We start from the raw sequence: 15,941 nt of genomic DNA on the forward strand, positions 1-15,941 counted from the left end.
GCAGCTAACAAAGGGGGGGATTGTAAGGAGATTTGTCGCGATGTGCTGATCCCTGTAGGAGCGGGCAAGCCTCGCTCCTACAGGTGGGGGGTGTTAGAAGAGCTTCAGCGGTTCTTCGTTGAGTGCCGACAACTGCTCACGCAACGCCAACACCTGATCGCCCCAATACCGCTCGCTACCAAACCACGGAAAGCTGTGGGGAAACGCCGGGTCATCCCAACGGCGGGCCAGCCAGGCGCTGTAGTGCATCAGGCGCAAGGCGCGCAACGGTTCGATAAGCGCCAGTTCCCGTGGGTCGAAGTCATGAAACTCGTTGTAGCCGTCCATCAATTCCGACAACTGGCCAAGACATTCCTGACGATCCCCGGCGAGCATCATCCAGATGTCTTGCACCGCCGGGCCCATGCGGCAGTCGTCGAGGTCGACGATGTGGAACATCTCGTCGCGGCACATCATGTTGCCGGGGTGGCAATCACCGTGCATGCGGATGTTCTGGTGCGGCGTCGCCTTGTAGACCTCTTCGACGCGCTTGAGCAGATCGCGGGCCACGGACTCGTAGGCCGGCAGCAGGCTTTTCGGGACGAAATTGCCTTCGAGCAAGGTGTTCAGCGAATCGTGGCCGAAATTTTTCACGCCCAGCGCTTCACGATGCTCGAACGGCTTGGTCGCGCCGACGGCATGCAGGCGCCCGAGCAATTGGCCCAGGCGATACAGCTGATCCAGATTGCCTGGCTCCGGCGCGCGGCCACCACGGCGGGGGAACAGGGTGAAGCGGAACCCGGCGTGTTCGTGCAGGCTGGCGCCGTTATGAATCATCGGCGCGACCACCGGCACATCGCATTCAGCGAGTTCGAAGGTGAACTGGTGTTCTTCGAGAATGGCTTCGTTGGTCCAGCGCTGCGGGCGGTAGAACTTGGCGATCAGCGGCTCGGAGTCTTCGATGCCGACTTGATAGACGCGGTTTTCGTAGCTGTTGAGCGCGAGGATGCGCGCATCACTGAGAAAGCCGATGCTTTCGACGGCATCAAGCACGAGGTCTGGGGTGAGGGTTGCAAACGGGTGGGCCATGCTGACTCCTGCGCGCAGCAGGCTGCCGCGTCCGGCCAAGCATGGTAGCGCAGACGGGGTGTGTTTAGGGGGATCGTTCCCACGCTCTGCGTGGGAATGCCTCACCGGACGCTTCGCGTCCGTTTCTGGGACGCGGAGCGTCCCTGGCTGCATTCCCACGCGGAGCGTGGGAACGATCAGGCCCGATCAGGCGCCGACGACCCCGCCATCTTCCCGAGAAATGGCCATCACCGAAGACCGTGGCTTGCCGTTGGGCAAATGCTCTGGGAACGTTGACCCGCCGTTCTCCCCAGGATGCTGAATCCCGACAAACAACGTCTTCTGATCCGGCGAAAAACTGATCCCCGTTACCTCGCAACCAATCGGTCCGACCATGAACCGACGGATTTCCCCGGTCACCGGGTCGGCGCAGAGCATCTGGTTATTGCCCATGCCGGCAAAGTCCCCGGCATTGCTCGAATCGCCATCGGTGAGAATCCACAAGCGCCCGGCCTTGTCGAACCCCAAGCCGTCCGGGCTATTGAACATGTTCTGCGGGGTGATGTTCGACGAACCACCCTTCGGTGTACCGGCATGCACGCCCGGATTACCGGCGACCACAAACAAATCCCAGGCAAAACTTTTCGAACCGTGATCATCACGGTCGGTGCGCCAGCGCAGGATCTGTCCGTAAACGTTTTTCTCCCGAGGATTCGGCCCGCCGACCGGTTGCCCGTCTTCGCCGCGCTTGGCGTTGTTGGTCAAGGTGCAATAAACCTGGCCATCCTTGGGGCTGACGACGATCCATTCCGGACGGTCCATGCGCGTGGCGTTGACCACACTGGCGGCGAGCCGTGCGTGAATCAGCACCTCGGCCTGATCGGCAAAGCCGCTGCTGGCGTCGATGCCGTTTTTGCCGTGGGTCAGCTCGATCCACTGGCCCTGGCCTTTCGGATGATCAGCATTACCGTCACCGGCGTCGAAGCGCGCGACGTATAAAGTGCCGTGGTCCAGCAGGTCGCGGTTTGCCTTGGGGTTTTTGTGATTGATCTTGTCGCGGCTGACAAATTTATAGATGAACTCGCCGCGCTCATCATCGCCCATGTAGACCACGGCGCGACCGTCGCTGGTTTCGGCCAGGGCCGCGTTTTCATGCTTGAAACGGCCCAGGGCGGTGCGTTTGATCGGGGTCGATTGCGGGTCGAACGGGTCGATCTCCACCACCCAGCCGTGACGGTTGAGCTCGTTGGGATTTTTCGCCAGATCGAAACGTGGATCGTGCTGGTGCCAGTTGATGTCCTTGCTGGCCGCTACGGCGCCGTAGCGTTTTTGCGCGGCATCGAATTTCTGCTCGGCGTTGCTGCTGCCGAAGCAATCGGTGAAGTTTTCTTCGCAAGTCAGGTAGGTGCCCCACGGCGTCTTGCCGTTGGCGCAGTTCTGGAACGTGCCGAGGACGTTCTTGCCGTGCTTGTCGGCGTTGGTCTTGAGCAATTCGTGACCGGCGGCCGGGCCGCTCAGGTTGATCGGCGCGTTGCCGTGGATGCGCCGATTGTAGCGCGAGCCTTGAACAAATTGCCACTGGCCGTTCTTGCGCTGCACTTCGATCACCGACACGCCTTCACAAGCCAGGGCCTTGCGCACTTCTTCGGCGGACTGCGGCATGCCGCCGTGGGGGTAGAGGTAGCGGTAGTTGGTGTATTCGTTGTTGATCGCCATCAGCGCCCGGTCTTTTTCACCGGGAAACTCAAACAGGCTCATGCCGTCGTTGTTGTCGCCGAACTGGACTTCCTGATGCTCGGCGCTGCCGTTGCCGCTGGGGTCGAAGGCCGGACCGTTCTTTTGCAGGGGCTGGCCCCAACTGATCAACACCGAGGATTTGTAACCCGGCGGCAGGGTGATCGCATCGCTGGTCGCGGCGGCGATGCTGTCGAAGCCCAACAGTTTGCTGGAGCCGGCGCTGACACTGGCGGCCAGCACGCTGCGGCTCAGCAGGTTGCCACCGAGGAACATCGCCGCACCGCAGAGGGCGCCGGCGCTGATGAAACCACGACGGCTGAGGCCGACCATGTTTTCCAGGTCGGTGGGTTGGTTTTCTTCTAATAGGCTCACATCAGGCTCCCTGCGGGTTTTTGCAGTCACCTTAATGAGCGTTAATGAAGGTTTTGTTTCAGAGCGGTGTACCGAGCAGGACGTTGGACGGCGAGAACTGCACCAGCACCGGTTGGTCGATGCCCAGGCCGGTGTTTCTTAAGTGCAGTGGCTCGGCCAGGGCGCAGAGTGTCTGGCCATTGGGCAGGCCGATGCGCACTTCGCTGGGACCGTCCTCGGCATTGAGGATTTCTTCGATAATGCCGTTCAGGCAATTGTTGCCAGGTGTTGCGGTTTGCTCGATGGCCAGCAATTCCAGCCATCCGGCCTTGATCAGGGCGACGACTTCGGTGCCGGTTTGCAGCTCCAGGCGCAGCGTGCTGTCGTGGGTGATCTGCGCGTCGATGTTCAAGCCTTCGGCCAGCTCCAGGCGAATGCGGTCATTGCGCCCCTGGGAGTCGATCGCCACGACTTTGCCGTGCAGTTGGTTGCGCGCACTGGTGCGCAGCATCAAGCGACCGAGCAGGTCGAGGTCGCTGGCGTCTTCGGCCGCTTCCAGCACCTGGGCCTGCAACACTTGCAGCTTTTGATACAGACGCAGGACCCGCTGACCCTCTTCGGACAACTTCGCGCCACCGCCACCCTTGCCGCCGACACTGCGTTCCACCAACGGTTTTTGCGCGAGGTTGTTCAGCTCATCGATGGCGTCCCACGCCGCTTTGTAACTCAGGCCGGCGCTTTTCGCGGCGCGGGTGATCGAGCCTTGTTCGGCAATGTGTTGCAGCAAGGCAATGCGCTGCGGGCGACGGACAATGTGCTGGGACAACAACGTAGGCAAGGACATGGCGAGTGCTTTGGGCGGTGGCGATGGGAGGACGTTGGCGGCTTGGCGTTCGGGAGTCAAGTCAGCTCACCTCACCGGGTTTGGGTGTGCGCGCCAGGCAATAGACATCGACCCGGGCGGCACCGGCGTCCATCAGTAAACGAGCCAGGGTTTGCGCGGTGGCGCCGGTGGTCAGTACGTCATCGATCAGCGCCAGATGCCGGCCCGCAACCGATGCGCCGGGCGCCAGGGCGAAGGCGTTACGCAGGTTGAGTTTGCGCGCTTGGGCATTCAAATCCTGTTGGGCGCTGGTGTCCTGAATCCGCAGCAACAGCGTTTCATCACAAGGAATAGTCAGGCTTTCACTGAGCCACCGCGCGAGCATCGCCGCCTGGTTGAAGCCGCGTTGGCGCAGACGCTTGGTAGCCAGCGGCACCGGGACCAGCGCATCGGGTCGCTCCAGATCTTCATCGAAGCGATGTTGCAGGAACTGGGCAAGAAGTTCGCCGAGCAAGCGGCCAAACGGCCACTTCGCGTTGTGTTTGAAGCGGGTGATCAACGTGTCCAGCGGAAAGCTGTAGGTCCAGGGCGTCGCCACTCGCTCGAAGGCCGGCGGCTGTTGCAGGCATTGGCCGCACGTCAGGCCGGACGCCGGCAAGGGCAGCGCGCAGGTCTGGCAGTGATCGCCCAGCCAGGGCAACTCGGTTTCGCAGGCTGTGCAGATGGGTGAAGTGTCTTCGGCAGGTTCCGAACAGAGCAAACAGGATTGTTTGTTTTTTAACCAGATGTAAACCGGTCCTTCGTATCGTGGTTGACAGCGCATCGCTCTTCCTTAAATATGCCGAACATCCGTGTCGCGCCTGTGGGTATTCCATTCCCCCAGCCGCTTGCCAAGCATAAAACAAAGGAAACACCCATGAGCGCCAGCACCTCTGCAACCCTGCGTCATGACTGGTCTTTGGCCGAAGTCAAAGCACTCTTCGTTCAGCCATTCAACGACCTGTTGTTCCAGGCGCAGACCGTGCACCGCGCGCACTTCGACGCTAACCGGGTCCAGGTGTCGACCTTGCTGTCGATCAAGACCGGCGCCTGCCCGGAAGATTGCAAATATTGCCCGCAGTCCGGTCACTACAACACCGGCCTGGAAAAAGAAAAACTGATGGAAGTGCAGAAGGTCCTCGAAGAGGCCGCTCGCGCCAAGGCCATCGGTTCGACGCGTTTCTGCATGGGCGCGGCGTGGAAACATCCGTCGGCCAAAGACATGCCGTACGTGCTGGAGATGGTCAAGGGCGTGAAAGCCATGGGCCTGGAAACCTGCATGACCCTCGGTCGTCTCGATCAGGACCAGACGGTCGCCCTGGCAGACGCCGGCCTCGATTACTACAACCACAACCTCGACACCTCGCCTGAGTTCTACGGCAGCATCATCACCACCCGCACCTATGGCGAGCGCCTGCAAACCCTGGCCTACGTGCGTGAATCGGGGATGAAGATCTGCTCCGGCGGCATCCTCGGCATGGGCGAGTCCCTCGACGACCGTGCCAACCTGCTGATCCAGCTGGCCAACCTGCCGGAGCATCCGGAATCGGTGCCGATCAACATGCTGGTGAAAGTCGCTGGTACGCCGCTGGAAAACGCCGATGACATCGACCCGTTCGACTTCATCCGCATGCTCGCCGTTGCCCGTATCCTGATGCCGCAATCCCACGTGCGCCTGTCCGCTGGCCGCGAAGCGATGAACGAGCAGATGCAGGCCCTGGCGTTCTTCGCTGGCGCCAACTCGATTTTCTACGGCGACAAACTGCTGACCACCGCCAACCCGCAGGCCGACAAGGACATGCAACTGTTCGGGCGCCTGGGGATCCTGCCGGAAGCGCGCGAAGAGCATGCCGATGAAGTGCATCAAGCGGCGATCGAGCAGGCATTGGTCGAGCAGAAGAGCAGCGAGCAGTTCTATAACGCCGCTGTGTGACTTCCCCGCCCTGTAGGAGCGAGGCTTGCCCGCGAATGAGACGCCCTGGTCTATCTGAAGATCGCGGTGATGCCTTCGAGGGCAAGCCTCGCTCCTACAGGGGCTGTACCTCTTTCCTACTCGCGAGGTCTGCATGTCTTTCGATCTCAGCGCGCGTCTTGCTGCCCGTCGTGCCGAAAATCTCTATCGCCAACGCCCACTGCTCGAAAGCCCTCAAGGCCCGGAAGTGGTGGTCGATGGTCAGCCATTGCTGGCGTTCTGTAACAACGACTACCTGGGCCTGGCCAATCACCCGCAAGTGATCGAAGCCTGGCGCGCCGGTGCGGCGCGTTGGGGCGTCGGCGGCGGGGCGTCGCATTTGGTCATCGGCCACAGCACCCCGCATCATGAGCTGGAAGAAGCCCTGGCCGATCTCACCGGTCGCCCGCGGGCACTGCTGTTCACCACCGGTTACATGGCCAACCTCGGCGCGGTCACCGCGTTGGTCGGGCAGGGCGATACGGTGCTGGAAGACCGGCTCAATCACGCCTCGTTGCTCGATGCCGGTTTGTTGTCCGGTGCGCGCTTCAATCGCTACCTGCATAACGACGCGGACAGCTTGGCCAAACGTCTTGAGAAAGCCACCGGCAACACGCTGGTGGTCACCGACGGCGTGTTCAGCATGGATGGCGATATCGCCGACCTGCCGGCATTGGCCCGGGAAGCCAAGGCCAAGGGCGCGTGGTTGATGGTGGATGACGCCCACGGGTTTGGTCCGCTGGGCGCGAATGGCGGCGGGATCGTCGAGCACTTCGGCCTGAGCCAGGAAGATGTGCCAGTGTTGGTCGGCACCCTCGGCAAGGCGTTCGGCACGGCCGGGGCATTTGTGGCCGGCAGTGAAGAGTTGGTCGAAAGCCTGATCCAGTTCGCCCGTCCGTACATCTACACCACCAGCCAGCCACCGGCCCTGGCCTGCGCGACGCTGAAAAGCCTTGAACTGCTGCGCAGCGAGCATTGGCGGCGTGAGCACCTGAAGACGCTGATCAGCCAGTTCCGCCATGGTGCCGAGCAAATTGGCCTGGAGTTGATGGACAGCTTTACGCCGATCCAGCCAATCATGATTGGTGATGCCGGGCGCGCGGTTCGACTGTCGCAGATGCTGCGTGAACATGGCCTGATGGTGACGGCGATCCGTCCGCCGACCGTGCCGGCCGGCAGCGCCCGCTTGCGGGTAACCCTGACCGCCGCCCACAACGAGGCGCAGGTGCAGCTATTGTTAAATGGACTGGCCGATTGTTTTGCACAACTGGGAACGGAGCCAAGCCATGCGTGATCGTCTGATTCTGCTGCCCGGTTGGGGCCTCGGGATTTCGCCGCTGGAGCCATTGGCGGCAGCGTTGCAGGGGTTGGATGAACACCTGCGGGTCGAGATCGAGCCGTTGCCGGAGCTCGAATCGAGCGATCTCGAAGAATGGCTCGATGAGCTCGATTCGACCGTGCCCCAGGATGCCTGGCTCGGTGGCTGGTCTCTTGGCGGCATGCTTGCCTCTGAGCTGGCGGCCCGGCGCGGTGATCGCTGCTGCGGACTGCTGACCCTGGCGAGCAATCCTTCGTTTGTTGCCCATGAGCAATGGCCCAGTGCGATGCCCGGCGAAACGTTTGATGCGTTTCTGGCCGGTTGCGGCGCCGATCCGCGCATGACCTTGAAACGGTTCTCGCTGCTCTGCGCCCAAGGCGCCGAAGACCCGCGCGGGTTGTCGCGTCTGTTACTTGGCGGGGCGCCGCATACGTCGGCCCAGGTGTTGATGAACGGCCTGGAACTGCTCGCGCAACTGGATACCCGCCAGGCGCTACAGGCGTTTCGTGGCCCGCAACTGCACCTGTTCGCCGGCCTCGACGGGCTGGTCCCGGCCGAAGCGGCGGGGGACTTGCTGGCCTTACTGCCGGATGTCGAAATCGGCCTGATCGAACAGGCCAGCCACGCGTTTCTTCTGGAAGACCCCCACGGTGTGGCGGGGGCGATCCAGGCTTTTTTGCATGAGTCCGGTGATGACTGATTTATCCCTTCCCAACCTGCCCGGCGGTTTGCCCGACAAGCGTCAGGTCGCGGCGTCCTTTTCCCGCGCAGCGGCCAGCTACGACAGCGTGGCCGAGTTGCAACGCGATGTTGGCAGCGAGTTGTTGCGCCGTTTGCCGCAGGATTTTTCGCCTGATCGCTGGCTGGACCTGGGCTGCGGCACCGGGTACTTCAGCCGTGCACTGGGTGAGCGTTTTCCTGCGAGTCACGGCGTTGCGCTGGATATCGCCGAGGGCATGCTCAATCACGCTCGGCCATTGGGCGGCGCAACGCACTTCATCGCCGGGGATGCCGAGCGGCTGCCGTTGCAGGCTTCGACCTGCGACCTGATCTTTTCCAGCCTGGCGGTGCAATGGTGTTCGGACTTTGCCGCGGTGCTCAGCGAGGCCAATCGGGCATTGAAACCGGGCGGAATTTTCGCGTTTGCTAGTCTGTGTGTCGGCACGTTGTACGAATTGCGTGACAGCTGGCGTCAGGTGGACGGCATGGTGCACGTCAACCGTTTCCGCGGGTTCGAGACTTATCAACAGCTGTGCGCGGCCAGTGGCTTGAACGTCGTCAGCCTGCAAGCCCGTCCACACGTGTTGCATTACCCGGATGTGCGCAGCCTGACCCATGAACTCAAGGCATTGGGCGCGCATAACCTGAACCCCGGTCGGCCGGGCGGTTTGACTGGCCGGGCAAGGATCCTCGGCTTGATCGAGGCCTATGAGCAGTTTCGTCAGGCACAAGGACTGCCGGCGACTTATCAAGTGGTTTATGCCGTGTTGGAGAAACCCTTATGAGCGCAGCGTATTTCATCACCGGCACCGACACTGATGTCGGCAAGACTACCGTCGCCGCGGGCTTGCTGCATGCCGCGCGACTGGCGGGCTTGAGTACGGCCGCGGGCAAACCGGTGGCCTCTGGTTGTGAGGTGACCCCCAAAGGGTTGCGCAATGCCGATGCACTGGCGTTGTTGGCGGAGTGCTCGGTGCCGCTGACGTATGCACAGGTCAATCCGGTGGCGTTCGAACCGGCGATTGCGCCGCATCTGGCGGCGCGGGAGGCGGGCATCGCGCTGACGGTGCAATCCTTGTTGACGCCGATGCGCGAGATTCTGGATCTGAACGCGGACTTCACGTTGATCGAAGGCGCGGGTGGCTGGCGCGTGCCGTTGGCGGATCAGGACAATCTTTCGGACCTGGCGATAGCGCTGGACCTGCCAGTGATTCTGGTGGTCGGCGTGCGGCTGGGCTGCATCAACCACGCGCTGTTGACGGCTGAAGCGATTGCCAACGATGGGCTGCAATTAGCCGGATGGGTGGCCAACATCATCGAGCCGAAAACCTCGCGGCTGGAGGAAAACCTCGCCACGCTGGCCGAGCGGATACCCGCACCGTGCCTGGGCCGGGTGCCGAAACTCAAGTCGGTGACGGCGGAGGCGGTGGCTGAGCATCTTCAACTGGACCTGTTGGATTAATGGTTTTGCCTATGACGAGGCACTGTGCCATTAGTGTTTTTGTCGGGTGTTTTACTTGCGCGTCTGCTTCAATGGCCGCTGTTGATCCTTCATAAGGACGAGTTCTCCCATGGAAATCTCAGGTAGCACCGCTTTTTATGCCGGTCTGAGCACTATTCAGACAGGGCAGAACCGTGTCGATCAGGCCGCCGGCCAGATCGCCAGCACCACCATTGAACGTTCGCAGACCAGCCAGTCTTCCGAATCTCAGGTTGATCGTCTGCGTTCGGTCGATCGCAGTCAGGAATCCGACCTGGCCAGCAATATGGTCGAGATGTCCCAGGGCAAGTTTCAGGTTGAGCTGGGTGCGAAAGTCGCCAAGGCTTCCGATGAAATGCTCGGCACGTTGATTGATACCTACGCTTGATATCCAGCTGAACCTGTTACCCCAACGCCGCGAATATTCGCGGCGTTTTTCTGCGTAAGTCCTTCTCCCTCAACTAATCTTTCCTACAGTGCCTGTTGCTCTGTCATCGGCGGTGCGCGGCTGCGTGGCCGTTATGCACGGCTGTGTGAAGACGAACGGCAAAAGATCGGCGCTTGACAAGATTTGGGCGTAAACGTATGTTTCAAACAACTGTTTGACCGTCACAACAAATCAACACGGTCGTTCATTCCCGGTTACATCAGCAGAGGTTTATCGCTATGCCTGACTACAAGGCCCCCTTGCGTGATATTCGCTTCGTTCGTGACGAACTGCTCGGCTACGAAGCGCACTATCAGAGCCTTCCGGCTTGCGCAGACGCAACTCCGGACATGGTTGACGCCATTCTCGAAGAAGGCGCCAAGTTTTGTGAGCAGGTGCTGGCACCGCTGAACCGCGTGGGTGACACCGAAGGCTGCACCTGGAGCGAGTCCGGCGTTAAAACCCCGACTGGTTTCAAAGAAGCCTACAAGCAATTCGTCGAAGGCGGCTGGCCTAGCCTGGCCCACGACGTAGAACACGGTGGCCAAGGTCTGCCGGAGTCTCTGGGTCTGGCCGTCAGTGAAATGGTTGGCGAAGCCAACTGGTCGTGGGGCATGTACCCAGGCCTGTCCCATGGCGCGATGAACACCATTTCCGAACACGGTACGCCTGAGCAACAAGAGGCTTACCTGACCAAACTGGTCTCCGGCGAATGGACCGGCACCATGTGCCTGACCGAACCGCACTGCGGCACCGACCTGGGCATGTTGCGCACCAAGGCCGAACCTCAGGCCGACGGTTCCTACAAAGTTTCCGGCACCAAGATCTTCATCTCGGCCGGTGAACACGACATGGCTGACAACATCGTCCACATCGTGCTCGCACGTCTGCCGGATGCACCGGCTGGCACCAAAGGCATCTCGCTGTTCATCGTGCCGAAGTTCATGCCGAACGAAGACGGTTCGATCGGCGCACGTAACGCCGTGACCTGTGGTTCCCTGGAACACAAAATGGGTATCCACGGTAACGCCACCTGCGTGATGAACTTCGACGCGGCCACCGGTTTCCTGATCGGCCCGGCGAACAAAGGCCTGAACTGCATGTTCACCTTTATGAACACCGCGCGTCTGGGCACTGCGCTGCAAGGTCTGGCTCACGCCGAGATCGGCTTCCAGGGCGGCCTGAAATACGCTCGTGATCGCCTGCAAATGCGCTCCCTGACTGGCCCGAAAGCGCCGGAAAAAGCCGCTGACCCGATCATCGTTCACCCAGATGTACGTCGCATGTTGTTGACCATGAAAGCGTTCGCCGAAGGCAACCGCGCGATGGTCTACTTCACCGCCAAACAGGTCGACATCGTCAAATACGGCGTAGACGAAGAAGAGAAAAAGAAAGCCGATGCACTGCTGGCTTTCATGACGCCGATCGCCAAAGCCTTCATGACTGAAGTCGGCTTCGAATCCGCTAACCACGGCGTGCAAATCTACGGTGGTCACGGTTTCATCGCCGAGTGGGGCATGGAGCAGAACGTTCGCGACAGCCGCATTTCGATGCTGTACGAAGGCACCACCGGTATCCAGGCACTCGACCTGTTGGGCCGCAAAGTGTTGATGACTCAAGGCGAGGCTCTGAAAAGCTTCACCAAGATCGTCCACAAGTTCTGCCAGACCAACGAAGGCAACGAAGCGGTCAAAGAGTTCGTCGAGCCATTGGCTGCGCTGAACAAAGAATGGGGCGAGCTGACCATGAAGGTCGGTATGGCTGCCATGAAAGATCGCGAAGAAGTCGGCGCGGCCTCCGTGGACTACCTGATGTACTCCGGTTATGCCTGCCTGGCCTACTTCTGGGCTGACATGGCGCGCCTGGCTGCCGAGAAACTGGCTGCCGGCACCACCGAAACCGCGTTCTACACCGCCAAGCTGCAGACCGCGCGCTTCTACTTCCAGCGCATCCTGCCGCGTACCCGCACTCACGTTGTTACCATGCTGTCGGGCGCCAACAACCTGATGGACATGAAAGAAGAAGACTTCGCACTGGGTTACTAAGCCTTAGCGCAGTCCAATAAAAGAGCCGCCGCTCCTTCGGGAGTGGCGGCTTTTTTTTGCCTTGAGTTCGAACCCCAGTTGGGACCCATTCCCCGGCAAAAATCGCCTTCACCACCCCACAACGACCGTATGGTGCGGGCCAACGGCCGCCAGAAGTGGCCAGCACCCTACTGCAGGGCGGCAATGTGCCTGACGCGCTGGATGTCGATGGGCGACCGGTGCGGCGAGGATGCGAGCAACACCAGCGGCTTCGAACATCCTTCTGTGTGGCCTGGGAACAGGCGCCGTTCGATCATCCGTCGCTGGTCATTCCCCAAGATTATGTTGGTGATGAAAATGCGGTGACGGCACGCCCTGTCAGTCCGAAGATCTCGACGCGGCAGGCACTGGATGCACTGATTTCCCTCAAGCCTATTGGTGCAGAAGGGCGCAGCGTCAGCGGAGGGCCGTTGCAGGCGTCCTATGACGATCTTTGAGGCGTCAGTTAAAAAACCTCGGCAACTGACTCAGATACTCGGCATTTCTGCCGTTAAAGAGACGTTCACGTGACCTGCATCACATTTCGTGTGCTTAATCGTGCGAATTGCAGGCACAATGCCATCAATTGCTATGCCGGGTCGGAGCTTTACCCTTGCCGCGTTCTTCCGCTGTACGTTTCAGTCATTTCTTGCCCTCACTACTGCTCTTGCTCGCTGGGCTTTCGGCTGCGTACATCAAGGATCTCAACGTCTTCTTCACGTCGCTGTTCAACGTGCTGCCCACCCTGGTGCTGTTGCTCGGCGGTGCGTACTGCGCGGTTTACCGACGCCAGCGTGAACTGTTCCTGATGGTCACGGTGTACATCGCCTACTTCCTGCTCGATACCCAGACCGATTATTACCGCGACAACGGCAAGGTTCGCGAAGACGCCGCGGTGGTGTTCCATCTCTGTTGTCTGCTGCTGCCGTTGCTGTTCGGCCTGTTCGCCGCGTGGCAGGAACGTACTCACCTGTTTCAGGATATGGTGGCGCGCTTCGCCGTGTTGCTGGCGTTCGGCAGCGTGGCGCTGGGCATTGAGCAAAGTTACCCACAGGCGCTGCTGATGTGGCTGTCGGAAATCCGCTGGCCGGCCTTGCACGGAGCATGGATGAGCCTGATCCAGTTGTCCTACCCGGTCTTCATCGCCTCTTTTGTCTTGTTGGCCTGGCAATACTGGCGCAATCCGAGGCCGTTGCACGCCGCGCAATTGGTGGGGCTGCTGGGGTTGTTCTGGATGTTGCCGAAAACCTTCATCCTGCCGTTCACCCTGAACATCATGTGCAGCCAGGTGATGCTGATGATTGCCGCGGCCGTTGCCCACGAAGCCTATCAAATGGCTTTCCGCGACGAACTCACCGGCCTGCCGGGCCGTCGCGCCTTGAACGAACGCATGCAGCGCCTGGGGCGCAATTACGTGCTGGCGATGAGCGACGTCGATCACTTCAAGAAATTCAACGACACCCACGGCCATGATGTCGGCGATCAGGTGCTGCGCCTGGTGGCCAGCAAACTGTCGAAAATCAGCGGCGGCGGTAGGGCGTATCGCTACGGTGGCGAGGAATTCGCCCTGGTGTTCGCGGGCAAGACGCTGGAAGAGTGCATGCCGCACCTGGAAGTCATCCGCGAGTCGATTGCCTCCTACAACATTCAATTGCGTAATCCGGACCGGCCTCAGGACGATCAGCAAGGTCGCCAGCGTCGAGCCGGCTCCGGCGCTTCCAGCGTGTCGGTCACGGTCAGCATCGGCGTCGCCGAACGCTTGGAGCAGCGCACCCCCGAACAAGTGCTCAAGTCCGCGGATGAGGCGCTCTACAGCGCCAAGGGCGCCGGGCGCAACTGCGTGGTGGCGTTCGGTCAGAGCCGCCGTGGCGCAGTGCGCATGGATGCCGCTGCGGGTTGAGTGATGACGGCGCATTCAGCGTCTGGACTGTGATTGTGAGGCGTGGTGCGCGGCAGTAGGTTTGAGGAATCTGCCGCCGGAGAAACGACCATGCCCGAGTACAAAGCTCCCCTGCGCGATATGCGCTTTCTGATCGACCACGTCTTCGACTTCCATGGCAACTACGCCGCGCTGGGTGCCACCGATGCCAGCCCGGACATGGTCAACGCGATCCTCGAAGAAGGCGCGAAATTCTGTGAGAACGTCCTCGCACCGCTCAATCGCAGCGGCGACGAAGAAGGCTGCCATTTCGACAACGGCGTGGTGACAACGCCTACAGGTTTCAAGCAAGCCTTCGCCCAATACGTCGAGGGTGGCTGGCATGGCCTGGCGGCTGATCCGGTTCATGGCGGCCAGGGTTTGCCTCTTTCACTGGGGCTGGTCATCAGTGAGATGGTCGCCTCCAGCAATACCTCCTGGGGCATGTACCCAGGCCTGACCCACGGCGCGATGTCGGCGATCCACGCCCATGGCACCGAAGAGCAAAAACAGACCTACCTGAGCAAACTCACCGCCGGCCAGTGGACCGGGACCATGTGCCTGACCGAAGCCCATTGCGGCACCGACCTGGGCATCATCAAGACCCGCGCGGTGCCCCAGGCCGACGGCAGTTATGCGATCTCCGGCAGCAAGATCTTCATCTCCGCCGGTGAACACGACATGAGCGACAACATCATTCATTTGGTATTGGCCAAGCTGCCGGACGCGCCGGCCGGGACCAAGGGCATTTCGCTGTTTATCGTGCCCAAATTACTACCCGATGCTAACGGCGAAGCGGGCGAGCGCAATGGCGTTTCCTGCGGCTCCATCGAGCACAAGATGGGCATCAAGGCTTCGGCCACCTGCGTGCTCAATTTTGACGAGGCCAAGGGCTATTTGATTGGTGAAGCGAACAAGGGCCTGAACTGCATGTTCACCATGATGAACCACGCACGCCTGGGCACCGGCATGCAGGGTTTGTGTCTGGGCGAAGCGAGCTTCCAGGGCGCGATCAAGTACGCCAACGACCGCCTGCAAATGCGCTCGCTGACCGGCCCGAAAGCCCCGGAAAAAGCCGCCGACCCGATCATCGTGCACCCCGATGTGCGGCGGATGTTGCTGACGATGAAGGCCTTCAACGAAGGCAACCGGGCGCTGACCTATTTCACCGCGCAGTTGCTGGATGTTGCTCATCTGAGCTCAGATGCTACGGCGCGTCAGGATGCCGAGGACCTGTTGGCGTTCCTGACGCCAATCTGCAAAGCCTTCATGACCGATACCGGCCTGGAGGTGACCAACCACGGTATGCAGGTGTTTGGCGGGCACGGTTTTATCCGCGAATGGGGCATGGAACAGCTGGTCCGCGACTGCCGGATTGCGCCGATCTACGAGGGCACCAACGGCATTCAGGCACTGGATCTGCTGGGGCGCAAGGTCCTTGGCAGCCAAGGCAAACTGTTGCGGGGGTTCACCAAAATCGTCCATAAGTTCTGCGCGGCGAATGCCGAGCATCCGCAACTGGGCAGCTTCGTGGCACAGCTCAATGGCTTGAATCAGCAGTGGGGCGAGGTGACCACTAAAGTCGGCATGGCCGCGATGAAAAACCCGGATGAAGTCGGCGCAGCGTCGGTGGATTACTTGATGTACAGCGGGTACATCATCCTTGGGTATTTGTAGTTGCGAATGGCGTTGGTGGCTCAGGCACAGATCGATGCGGGCAGCGGCGATGCCGATTATTGCCAGGGCAAACTGGCGACCTGCGAGTTCTACTTCAAGCGTTTGCTGCCGCGTACCGCCGCTCATCGGGCGGCGATCGAGGCGGGAAGTGATTGCCTGATGAAGCTGCCGGCGGAGTTGTTTGCGCTTTAATCGGTTTTAAAAGCTTCGCGGGCAAGCCTCGCTCCTACAGTTTTGTGTCGTTCGCGAAGTCTGCGCACAGCGAGGACCTGTAGGAGCGAGGCTTGCCCGCGAATACGTTTTACCGGATATACGCCAATGACTAAACATTACAAATCAGTCATGAGCTGACCCTATGTGTCGTAAAAGTTGTTGGGTTACACTCGAACC

General features: G+C 60.6%; 12 protein-coding genes and 2 pseudogenes. 10 read left to right on the top strand and 4 right to left on the bottom strand.

Annotation, left to right across the window (positions count from 1 at the left end; translation table 11 throughout):
* Window positions 1-93: 93 nt before the first annotated feature.
* The 4 genes from HKK52_RS23385 to HKK52_RS23400 all read right to left on the bottom strand — a co-directional run bounded on the left by HKK52_RS23385 (window position 94) and on the right by HKK52_RS23400 (window position 4,781).
* The gene (locus HKK52_RS23385; protein WP_054616850.1) at window positions 94-1,068 is read right to left on the bottom strand and encodes a serine/threonine protein kinase; all 975 of its coding nucleotides are present in this window, start codon (window positions 1,066-1,068) and stop codon (window positions 94-96) included.
* A 186-nt stretch (window positions 1,069-1,254) separates the two neighbouring features.
* Complete coding sequence (locus HKK52_RS23390; RefSeq protein WP_169372780.1) at window positions 1,255-3,156, bottom strand: PhoX family protein; 1,902 nt, start codon at window positions 3,154-3,156, stop codon at window positions 1,255-1,257.
* Between the two features lie 58 nt (window positions 3,157-3,214).
* Window positions 3,215-3,979, bottom strand: a complete 765-nt coding sequence (locus HKK52_RS23395) for a TOBE domain-containing protein (protein ID WP_169374285.1) — start codon at window positions 3,977-3,979, stop codon at window positions 3,215-3,217.
* Between the two features lie 61 nt (window positions 3,980-4,040).
* The gene (locus HKK52_RS23400; protein WP_169372781.1) at window positions 4,041-4,781 is read right to left on the bottom strand and encodes a ComF family protein; all 741 of its coding nucleotides are present in this window, start codon (window positions 4,779-4,781) and stop codon (window positions 4,041-4,043) included.
* 93 nt (window positions 4,782-4,874) lie between these two features.
* Here HKK52_RS23400 and bioB point away from each other — a divergent pair, with 93 nt between their 5' ends.
* The 10 genes and pseudogenes from bioB to HKK52_RS23450 all read left to right on the top strand — a co-directional run bounded on the left by bioB (window position 4,875) and on the right by HKK52_RS23450 (window position 15,743).
* Window positions 4,875-5,930 carry a biotin synthase BioB gene (gene bioB / locus HKK52_RS23405; protein WP_123513110.1) on the top strand — a complete coding sequence of 352 codons (1,056 nt, stop codon included), beginning with the start codon at window positions 4,875-4,877 and terminating at the stop codon, window positions 5,928-5,930.
* 133 nt (window positions 5,931-6,063) lie between these two features.
* Window positions 6,064-7,242, top strand: coding sequence for an 8-amino-7-oxononanoate synthase (gene bioF, locus HKK52_RS23410; protein ID WP_169372782.1), 1,179 nt, complete (start codon window positions 6,064-6,066; stop codon window positions 7,240-7,242).
* Window positions 7,235-7,966, top strand: coding sequence for an alpha/beta fold hydrolase (locus HKK52_RS23415; RefSeq protein ID WP_169372783.1), 732 nt, complete (start codon window positions 7,235-7,237; stop codon window positions 7,964-7,966). Before bioF ends, HKK52_RS23415 begins: the two co-directional genes overlap by 8 nt.
* Window positions 7,959-8,771 (top strand): malonyl-ACP O-methyltransferase BioC, encoded by an 813-nt coding sequence (bioC, locus tag HKK52_RS23420; RefSeq protein WP_169372784.1) that lies wholly within the window; start codon window positions 7,959-7,961, stop codon window positions 8,769-8,771. Before HKK52_RS23415 ends, bioC begins: the two co-directional genes overlap by 8 nt.
* Window positions 8,768-9,448 carry a dethiobiotin synthase gene (gene bioD / locus HKK52_RS23425; RefSeq protein ID WP_169372785.1) on the top strand — a complete coding sequence of 227 codons (681 nt, stop codon included), beginning with the start codon at window positions 8,768-8,770 and terminating at the stop codon, window positions 9,446-9,448. Before bioC ends, bioD begins: the two co-directional genes overlap by 4 nt.
* Before the next feature lie 109 nt (window positions 9,449-9,557).
* Window positions 9,558-9,854 (top strand): pyrroloquinoline quinone biosynthesis protein PqqE, encoded by a 297-nt coding sequence (locus tag HKK52_RS23430; protein ID WP_169372786.1) that lies wholly within the window; start codon window positions 9,558-9,560, stop codon window positions 9,852-9,854.
* Between the two features lie 278 nt (window positions 9,855-10,132).
* Window positions 10,133-11,938 carry a phenylacyl-CoA dehydrogenase gene (locus HKK52_RS23435; RefSeq protein WP_169372787.1) on the top strand — a complete coding sequence of 602 codons (1,806 nt, stop codon included), beginning with the start codon at window positions 10,133-10,135 and terminating at the stop codon, window positions 11,936-11,938.
* Window positions 11,939-12,148: 210 nt separating this feature from the next.
* Window positions 12,149-12,414: pseudogene (locus HKK52_RS23440) on the top strand (cytochrome-c peroxidase); the annotation flags it as partial.
* A gap of 155 nt (window positions 12,415-12,569) precedes the next feature.
* Entirely contained in the window at window positions 12,570-13,856 is a 1,287-nt protein-coding gene (locus HKK52_RS23445) for a GGDEF domain-containing protein (protein ID WP_169372788.1), read from the top strand.
* 90 nt (window positions 13,857-13,946) lie between these two features.
* Window positions 13,947-15,743, top strand: a pseudogene (locus HKK52_RS23450) (acyl-CoA dehydrogenase C-terminal domain-containing protein).
* Window positions 15,744-15,941 lie beyond the last annotated feature (198 nt).

The sequence above is a fragment of the Pseudomonas sp. ADAK2 genome, from assembly GCF_012935755.1.
Taxonomy (GTDB): Bacteria; Pseudomonadota; Gammaproteobacteria; order Pseudomonadales; family Pseudomonadaceae; genus Aquipseudomonas.

Bases quoted from the DNA above. Each gene is read 5' to 3' on its own strand.
- HKK52_RS23385 (WP_054616850.1), bottom strand. From the start codon at position 1,068: ATGGCCCACCCGTTTGCAACCCTCACCCCAGACCTCGTGCTTGATGCC.
- HKK52_RS23395 (WP_169374285.1), bottom strand. From the start codon at position 3,979: ATGTCCTTGCCTACGTTGTTGTCCCAGCACATTGTCCGTCGCCCGCAG.
- HKK52_RS23400 (WP_169372781.1), bottom strand. From the start codon at position 4,781: ATGCGCTGTCAACCACGATACGAAGGACCGGTTTACATCTGGTTAAAA.
- bioB (WP_123513110.1), top strand. From the start codon at position 4,875: ATGAGCGCCAGCACCTCTGCAACCCTGCGTCATGACTGGTCTTTGGCC.
- bioF (WP_169372782.1), top strand. From the start codon at position 6,064: ATGTCTTTCGATCTCAGCGCGCGTCTTGCTGCCCGTCGTGCCGAAAAT.
- HKK52_RS23415 (WP_169372783.1), top strand. From the start codon at position 7,235: ATGCGTGATCGTCTGATTCTGCTGCCCGGTTGGGGCCTCGGGATTTCG.
- bioC (WP_169372784.1), top strand. From the start codon at position 7,959: ATGACTGATTTATCCCTTCCCAACCTGCCCGGCGGTTTGCCCGACAAG.
- bioD (WP_169372785.1), top strand. From the start codon at position 8,768: ATGAGCGCAGCGTATTTCATCACCGGCACCGACACTGATGTCGGCAAG.
- HKK52_RS23430 (WP_169372786.1), top strand. From the start codon at position 9,558: ATGGAAATCTCAGGTAGCACCGCTTTTTATGCCGGTCTGAGCACTATT.
- HKK52_RS23435 (WP_169372787.1), top strand. From the start codon at position 10,133: ATGCCTGACTACAAGGCCCCCTTGCGTGATATTCGCTTCGTTCGTGAC.